This window comes from Bradyrhizobium sp. 23 (genome assembly GCF_023073295.1).
Taxonomy (GTDB): Bacteria; Pseudomonadota; Alphaproteobacteria; order Rhizobiales; family Xanthobacteraceae; genus Bradyrhizobium; species Bradyrhizobium canariense_D.
Genome location: NZ_JADPJF010000151.1, coordinates 78087 through 85647 on the forward strand (window position 1 = coordinate 78087; position 7561 = coordinate 85647).

8 protein-coding genes are annotated in these 7561 nt (G+C 64.5%); 4 read left to right on the top strand and 4 right to left on the bottom strand.

All coding sequences use genetic code 11. The annotated features are described in order from the left end of the window. Window positions 1-95 precede the first annotated feature (95 nt). Window positions 96-488 carry a group II truncated hemoglobin gene (locus tag IVB32_RS37475; protein ID WP_247370448.1) on the top strand — a complete coding sequence of 131 codons (393 nt, stop codon included), beginning with the start codon at window positions 96-98 and terminating at the stop codon, window positions 486-488. A 90-nt stretch (window positions 489-578) separates the two neighbouring features. Here the strand turns inward: IVB32_RS37475 and IVB32_RS37480 are convergent, their stop codons facing one another. Continuing rightward, entirely contained in the window at window positions 579-1364 is a 786-nt protein-coding gene (locus IVB32_RS37480; RefSeq protein ID WP_247370450.1) for an IclR family transcriptional regulator C-terminal domain-containing protein, read from the bottom strand. 112 nt (window positions 1365-1476) lie between these two features. Here IVB32_RS37480 and IVB32_RS37485 point away from each other — a divergent pair, with 112 nt between their 5' ends. The 3 genes from IVB32_RS37485 to IVB32_RS37495 all read left to right on the top strand — a co-directional run bounded on the left by IVB32_RS37485 (window position 1477) and on the right by IVB32_RS37495 (window position 5124). Then, window positions 1477-2835 (top strand): aromatic ring-hydroxylating dioxygenase subunit alpha, encoded by a 1359-nt coding sequence (locus IVB32_RS37485; RefSeq protein WP_085357720.1) that lies wholly within the window; start codon window positions 1477-1479, stop codon window positions 2833-2835. A gap of 193 nt (window positions 2836-3028) precedes the next feature. Further along, the gene (locus IVB32_RS37490) at window positions 3029-4465 is read left to right on the top strand and encodes a glutamine synthetase family protein (RefSeq protein ID WP_247370452.1); all 1437 of its coding nucleotides are present in this window, start codon (window positions 3029-3031) and stop codon (window positions 4463-4465) included. 293 nt (window positions 4466-4758) lie between these two features. After that, window positions 4759-5124 (top strand): hypothetical protein, encoded by a 366-nt coding sequence (locus IVB32_RS37495; RefSeq protein ID WP_085349666.1) that lies wholly within the window; start codon window positions 4759-4761, stop codon window positions 5122-5124. Window positions 5125-5290: 166 nt separating this feature from the next. On the opposite strand, the gene IVB32_RS37500 is transcribed toward IVB32_RS37495, so the two are convergent. The 3 genes from IVB32_RS37500 to IVB32_RS37510 all read right to left on the bottom strand — a co-directional run. After that, the gene (locus IVB32_RS37500; protein WP_018456043.1) at window positions 5291-6004 is read right to left on the bottom strand and encodes an ABC transporter ATP-binding protein; all 714 of its coding nucleotides are present in this window, start codon (window positions 6002-6004) and stop codon (window positions 5291-5293) included. Continuing rightward, window positions 5997-6764 (bottom strand): ABC transporter ATP-binding protein, encoded by a 768-nt coding sequence (locus IVB32_RS37505; RefSeq protein ID WP_247370454.1) that lies wholly within the window; start codon window positions 6762-6764, stop codon window positions 5997-5999. Before IVB32_RS37505 ends, IVB32_RS37500 begins: the two co-directional genes overlap by 8 nt. Further along, window positions 6757-7561, bottom strand: an 805-nt coding sequence (locus tag IVB32_RS37510; RefSeq protein ID WP_247413040.1) for a branched-chain amino acid ABC transporter permease, incomplete at its 5' end; no start/stop codon positions are given. The genes IVB32_RS37510 and IVB32_RS37505, both read right to left, overlap by 8 nt.

The following is a 7561-nucleotide window of genomic DNA, read 5'->3' on the forward strand; positions in this document are numbered from 1 at the left end:
CCGCGGCGCGCCTGGTTGATGCGGTCCGGCCGGTGCTGCAGAACGAAGCGCGCAGCTTCGGGCTGCGCAGCGTCGCGCTGTAGGTCCGAACTCCCATGACCGAGAGCGACGTCGCAATCGCCATGTTCGAGCGGATCGGCGGCAGCGCCACGATCGATCGACTGGTCGATCGCTTCTACGAGCGGATGGATACGCTGCCGGAGGCGAAGATCATCCGCGCGATGCATGCGGACGACCTCGGCCTGATCAGGGATGTGCTGAAGCGCTATCTCACCAAATGGACCGGCGGCCCGAAACTCTATTCGGTCGAGAAGGGCCACCCGCGGCTGCGCCAGCGCCACATCGGCTTTGCCATCGGCGATGCCGAGCGCGACGCGTGGATGCTCTGCATGCGCGGTGCGCTGGAGGAGACGGTTGTGGACGCCGCAGCGCGGCAGGACCTCGACAAGGCGTTGTCCGGCCTCGCCGACGGGATGCGCAACCGCTAGTGATTTTTGCACGGGCGCGTAGCCCGGATGAGCGAAGCGACATCCGGGTCTTCACGATGACTTTCCCGGGTATCGCTTCGCTCACCCGGGCTACAAGAGTTGCGACCGCACCGCCTCCGCGCCCTCACGCAACAGCGGCAAAAATCGCTCGATCAATTCCTGCGCCGGCACGCGATCGACGTGCGCGCCCATGTTAATGGCGGCGACGATCACGCCGTCGTAGCGGCGGACGGGGACCGAGATCGAGCGGAAATGCGGCTCGGCCTCGCGGTCCACCAGCGAATAGCCCTGCGCGCGATCGGCGACGGTGCGCGCGAGCAGCACCTTGGGATCGGTTACCGTCTGCGGCGTCAGCGCTTCGCGCTTCGTCGCCGTCAGGCGCGCAGCAAGCTCGGCATCGTCGAGTTGACCGAGCATGGCGCGGCCGACCGAAGTGCAGAAGGCCGGAAGCCGGTAGCCGATTTCCAATCCGCCCGAGAACATCCGCGCCGGACTGCTGCGCGCGATGAACACGACCTCATCGCCGTCGAGCACCGCGAGCGAGGAGATTTCGTTGGCCGCTGTCGCGACGCGGTCGAGCACCGGTTGCAGGACCGTGACGAGTTGGCTCGACCGCAGATACGACGCGGCGAGTGTCAGCACATGTGGCGTCAGCGAGAACAGCTTCCCGTCGCCACTGACGAAGCCGCCGCGCTGGAGCGTGAACAGCATGCGCCGCGCGGTGGCGCGGGGAAGCTCAGCGGCACGGGCGAGATCGCTCAGCGTCATCGGGCCGGCCGTGATGCCGAAGCATTGCAGCAGGCGCAGCCCGCGATCGAGGCTCTCGACGAAATCCGTCGCACGTTCGTCGCTCTCGCGTCGCTTCAGCTTGGGCATGGTGTCGGGTCATTCGTGCAAAATAGTGCTTGCTGCCGCGTCAAGGCATGCCATAATTCGCCCATTCGTTCAATAGGCGAACAAACGCCACTCCATAAAGGATGCACTCGCCATGATGAGCCAGGAGCAGAACGACCTGATCACCCGCACCGGTGCGAAGGACCCCTGCGGGAAGCTGATGCGATGCTACTGGCAGCCGGCGGTGCTGGTGGACGAGCTCGACGGCGATCGACCGATCCGTCCCGTCAGATTGCTCGGTGAAAACCTGGTGTTGTTCCGCGACGAGACCGGGCGCTACGGTCTGATCGATCGCCACTGCGCACATCGCGGCGCCGATCTCGCCTTCGGACGGCTCGAGCATGGCGGCCTGCGCTGCGCCTTTCATGGCTGGCTGTTCGACGCCACCGGGCAGTGCATCGAGACGCCGGCGGAGCCGAAGGACTCGAAGCTCTGCCAGAACATCCGTCAGCGCTCTTACCCTGTGGTGGAGAAGAGCGGCATCCTCTGGGCTTATCTCGGCGAGGGCGAGCCGCCGGCATTTCCCGAGCTCGACTGCTTCGTCGCGCCCGGCACGCACACCTTCGCGTTCAAAGGCCATATGGCCTGCAACTGGCTCCAGGCGCTCGAAGTCGGCATCGACCCCGCGCACGCCTCCTATCTGCATCGCTTCTTCGAGGACGAGGACACCTCGACGGCCTACGGCAAGCAGTTCCGGGGCGCATCGGCAGGCAGCGATCTGCCGATGACGAAGATTTTGCGCGAATACGATCGCCCGATCATCAATGTCGAGCACACCGAATACGGCCTGCGGCTGATCGCACTGCGCGAGATCGACGAGGAGCGCACCCATGTGCGCGTCACCAACCAGCTCTTTCCGCACGGCTTCGTCATCCCCATGAGCACGGAGATGACGATCACACAGTGGCACGTGCCGGTCGACGACGAGAACTGCTACTGGTACGCGATCTTCACCAGTTATTCGAACCCCGTGGACAAGCAGAAGATGCGCGACCAGCGGCTCGAGCTCTATGAGCTGCCGGACTACAAATCTCGCAAGAACAGGACCAACGATTACGGCTTCGACCCGCACGAGCAGCAGACGGCGACCTATACCGGCATGGGCACCGACATCAACGTCCACGACCAGTGGGCGGTGGAGTCTATGGGCGCAATCCAGGACCGCACCCGGGAGCACCTCGGCACGAGCGACAAGGCGATCGTGCAATACCGTCGGCTGCTGCGGCAGGAGATCGAGAAGGTCGCAGGCGGCGAGAAGCCGATGCTGCATCTCGACGAGGCCACCGCACGATCGATCCAGGGCCCGGCGACCATGGACGGCATCGGGCCGACCCGAGGCTGGGAGATCTACTGGATGGAAGTCGACGTCAAGCGCCGCCGCAGCGCGCCGTGGACGGCGCCGGTGCCGAAGGAGATTGCGGACAACGTGCATCGCCTGACGGCGGCGGAGTGATAATGCAGTTCGCCGCTAGCGAGGCGAGACGGCGGCTCCACATTCTCCGCTGTCATGCTCCGCGAAAGCGGGGCATCCAGTACGTCGCGGCCTCTCGTGAACACACGGACGTCTCTGGAATACTGGATCGTCCGCCTTCGCGGACGATGACAGTGTCCGCTATACTCTCGCCGAGCAAGAAGGAACTGCCAAAGTGACTTTCGTCGCGCGTCATGCGCTGTGGTCGGATGAGCAGAAGGACGCCGCATTGCGCGTGCGGCGCATCGTCGACGAGAAGAATCTCGAGGTCATCCGCCTCGCCTTCCCGGACCAGCACGGCATTTTGCGCGGCAAGACCATCGTCGCCTCCGAGGCGATCGCCTCGCTGGAGAGCGGCTGCTCCATCACCACCACCATGCTCGCCAAGGACACCTCGCACCGCACGGTGTTTCCGGTGTTCACGTCAGGCGGCGGCTTCGGCATGAAGGAGATGGAGGGCGCGGCCGACGTGCTGATGGTCGCCGATCCCACGACGTTTCGCGTTTTGCCATGGGCGCCAACCACGGGCTGGGTTCTCTGCGACCTCTATTTCAACGACGGCCGTCCCGTGCCGTTCGCGACGCGCGGGCTCTATCGCAAGGTGCTCGACGAGCTCGCAAGTCGCGGCCATGATTTCGTGGCGGGCCTCGAGGTCGAATTCCACATCTTCAAGCTCGACAATCCGCATATGCGCCCGGAGGATGCCGGCCAGCCCGGCACACCGCCTTCGGTGAGCCTGCTCAGCCACGGCTATCAATACCTCACCGAGCAGCGCTTCGACCAGATGGAGCCGGTGCTGGAGATCTTGCGGCGTGACATCGTCGCGCTCGGTCTGCCCTTGCGCTCGGTCGAGGTGGAGTTCGGGCCGAGCCAGTGCGAATTCACCTTCGCCCCGAAGAAGGGCATTGAGCCCGCGGACAACATGGTGCTGTTTCGCTCTGCCGTGAAGCAGATCGCGCACCGCCACGGCTATCACGCCACGTTCATGTGCCGGCCGAAGCTGCCGAACCTGTTCGCGAGCGGCTGGCATCTGCACCAATCGGTGGTCTCGCGCGCGAGCGGCGAGAACCAGTTCATGGCCAAAGACGGCGGCGAGCCGCTCAGCGCGTTCGCCCGCGCCTGGCTTGCGGGCCTGCTCGACCACGCCCGCGCGTCGACCGTGTTCACCACCCCGACCATCAATGGCTACAAGCGCTACCGCTCCTATTCGCTGGCGCCGGACCGCGCGATCTGGGGCCGCGACAATCGCGGCGTGATGATCCGCGTGCTCGGCGACGCCGGCGACGCCGCCACGCGCCTGGAAAACCGCATCGGCGAGCCCGCCGCCAATCCCTATCTCTACATGGCCTCGCAGATCCTCTCCGGCCTCGACGGGGTCGACCGCAAGCTCGATCCCGGCCCGTCTGCCGACACGCCTTACGAAACCAAGGCGCCGCTGTTGCCGAAATCGCTGCGCGACGCGGTCAGCGCGCTGAAGGACGATCCGTTCTTCCGCGAAAAGCTCGGGCCTGAGTTCGTCGATTATTACACCCACATCAAGAATGCCGAGATCGACCGCTTCCTGTCCGAGGTGACCGACTGGGAGCACCGCGAATATTTCGAGGTGTTTTGAGCCAGACACGCCCTCACCTCCCCGTGAGGCGACTTCGTCCGCTCAGTTCCGACGACATTTCACCGCTCCCGACGAAGCCATTTTCCAAGGCCCACGAAAACCGCCGGAAAGACGGGCGATGTAGATTTGCTCCGTGATCAACAAAGGAGTTCGGTCATGTGGGGTCATCTGTTCAGTTTGATCTATCGCCTGTCCTGCCGCGCCACTCTGATTGAGATCGGGGCGGGTCGCTCGTCGCGATAGAGGCCCAGCGGATTTAGGTAAGAGCGATTGACTAGCGAACGGAGGGTGTCATGCGAAAGCTGATCCTGATCGCGGCAATGTCGCTGCTGGCAAGCCAGGCCTATGCCGGCGGACCACGGAGCCTTAGCCTTGCGGCGACAAATGCGAGCCAGCAGACCGCCGAGCCGGGAACGACAGCAGCCACGCCGCCACAAGCTCCGGCGGCAGCACCCACGAATGTCCAGACGGCGACCACGGCCGCAGCTTCAACGTCTCCGGCAGCGACTGCGACGACAACCGCGATCGCTCCGGCCGCAACTCAGTCCAGTGCCGCGCCGATTGCCAGCACAAGAGAAACGACCAAGCCGAAACGTCGCCAGCCATCCACCGAGGCCCGCGTGATTCGCGAACTGCATCGGCACGGGATTTACTGGTGATTGCCAATGTCGTCCTGGCGAAAGCCAGGACCCATTACCCCAGGGAAAAGTTGTCGCACGCGGCTGCTAACCGCCAATCTTCGCCAAACTGAATTCGGTGGCTATGGGTCCTGGCTTTCGCCAGGACGATAACGTATGAGCGGCGCCCAGCATCGCGCCCTCACCCTCAAATCCCTAGATATTTGTGCTGCAGATCCGGCTCAGCCAACAGCTCGTCCGAGGTGCCGCTCCATACCGTCTTGCCGCGCTCGATGATGGTGTGGCGGTCGCAGATGCGGGCGAGGTGGTCGACGTTCTTGTCGACGACCAGGATCGACTGTCCCCGGCTCTTGAGCAGCGACAGGCAGCTCCAGATCTCTTCGCGGATCAGAGGCGCCAGGCCTTCGGTCGCTTCATCCAGGATGAGCAGCTTCGGGTTGGTCATCAGCGCGCGGCCGATGGCGAGCATCTGCTGCTCGCCGCCGGAGAGCTGGTTGCCCATATTGGAAGCGCGCTCGGCCAGGCGAGGAAACATCACGTAGATCGCCGCCAGCGTCCAGGGATTGCTGCTGCCGAAACGATCGGCCGCTGCCGCGACAAGGTTTTCGCGCACGGTGAGGTTCGGGAAGATCTGCCGCCCCTCGGGGACGAGGCCGACACCGAGTTGCGCGATCCTGTAGGACGGCTGCGTCCGCACTTCCGAGCCCGCAAAGCGGATGCTGCCGGCGCGCGCCGGCGTCAGGCCCATGATGGATCGGATGGTCGTGGTTTTGCCCATGCCGTTGCGACCCATCAGCGAGACCATCTCGCCTGATTTGACCGACAGGGACAAGCCGAACAGCACCTGGGACAGGCCGTAGCAGGTCTCGATGCCGTCGACCTCGAGCAGCGTGTCATCCATGGTGCGTCACCACATGGGCCTCGCCGAGATAGGCGCGCTTGACGTCCTCGTTCGCCCGAATCGCGGCCGGATCGCCGGAGGCGATGACGCGGCCATAGACCAGCACGGAGATGCGGTCGGCGAGCGCAAACACCGCCGGCATGTCGTGTTCGACCAGGACGATCGAGACCTCCTTGCGCAGCTCCTGGAGCAGCTGCACCATGCGCTGGGATTCGGTGACGCCGAGTCCCGCCATCGGCTCGTCGAGCAGCAAAAGTTTCGGCTTGCTTGCCAGCGCAACCGCCAGCTCGATCTGGCGACGCTCGCCATGGCTGAGCCTGGACACCAGGACATCGGCACGATGGACGAGACCGACGCGATCGAGCGCGGCATGCGCGGCATCGCGCAGGCCCTTCTCGTTGCGTGCATCGGCGAAGAAGCGGAACGAGGTGCCGGCATGCGCTTGCGCCGCGAGCGCGACATTGTCGGCGGCGGTGAAATCGAGCAGCAGCGAGGTGATCTGGAAAGAACGTGCCAGGCCCAGCGCGCAGCGGCGATAGGCCGGCAGATAGGTGATGTCGCGCCCCGCCAGCGAGACGCTGCCGGAATGCGGCTCCAGATGCCCTGTGAGCTGGCTGATCAGCGTGGTCTTGCCGGCGCCGTTCGGGCCGATGATGGCGTGCAGCTCGCCTGCCGCAACGTCGAGCGAGACGTTGTCCGTCGCAATGATGCCGCCGAAGCGGCGCACCAGCCTGTCGACGCGGAGCAGCGGCTCAGCCACGATTGAGCCTCCCGAGCAGGCCCATGATGCCGCCGCGGCCGAACAGCACGATCAGCAGCAGCAGCGGACCCATGATCAGCGCCCAGTATTCGGTGAGCTGCGACAAGAACTCTTCCAGCAACAAATACACCACCGCGCCGATGACCGGACCGAACAGCGTGCCCATGCCCCCGAGGATCACCATCACCATGAGGTCGCCGGAACGGGTCCAGTACATCGCGGCCGGGCTGACGAAATCGGTGTTGTTGGCGAGCAGCGCGCCGGCGAGGCCGCACATCATGCCCGAGATGACGAAGCAGACCAGCTGGTAGCGTTTCGAGGGAAAGCCGATCGCCTGCATGCGCTGCTCGTTGGAGCGCAGGCCCTGCAGGACGAGGCCAAAGCGCGAATTGACGATGCGCCAGATCAGGAAGACCACGCCGAACAGGCAGGCGAGGCAGAGATAATAGAATTGCGTGCGGTTCGACAGATTAATCAGCCCGGAGAAGTCGCTGCGCTTGTAGACGGTGAGGCCGTCATCGCCGCCATAACGCGCCAGCCCCGAGGCGACGTAATAGGCCATCTGCGCGAACGCCAGCGTGATCATGATGAAATAGACGCCGCGGGTGCGCAAAGACAGCGCGCCGATCACCAACGCATAAAGCGCGGAGGCCGCAAGCGCGACCGGAAACTGGATGAAGCCCGAGCCCACGCCTTCCTGCGCCAGCATGCCGACCGCATAGCCGCCAATACCGAGATAGGCGGCGTGGCCAAAACTCATCATGCCGCCAAAACCCATGATGAGGTTGAGGCTCGCG

What these genes read in the sequence shown, in the direction of transcription:
- IVB32_RS37475 (WP_247370448.1), top strand. Translation starts at nt 96, where the DNA reads ATGACCGAGAGCGACGTCGCAATCGCCATGTTCGAGCGGATCGGCGGC.
- IVB32_RS37480 (WP_247370450.1), bottom strand. Translation starts at nt 1,364, where the DNA reads ATGCCCAAGCTGAAGCGACGCGAGAGCGACGAACGTGCGACGGATTTC.
- IVB32_RS37485 (WP_085357720.1), top strand. Translation starts at nt 1,477, where the DNA reads ATGATGAGCCAGGAGCAGAACGACCTGATCACCCGCACCGGTGCGAAG.
- IVB32_RS37495 (WP_085349666.1), top strand. Translation starts at nt 4,759, where the DNA reads ATGCGAAAGCTGATCCTGATCGCGGCAATGTCGCTGCTGGCAAGCCAG.
- IVB32_RS37500 (WP_018456043.1), bottom strand. Translation starts at nt 6,004, where the DNA reads ATGGATGACACGCTGCTCGAGGTCGACGGCATCGAGACCTGCTACGGC.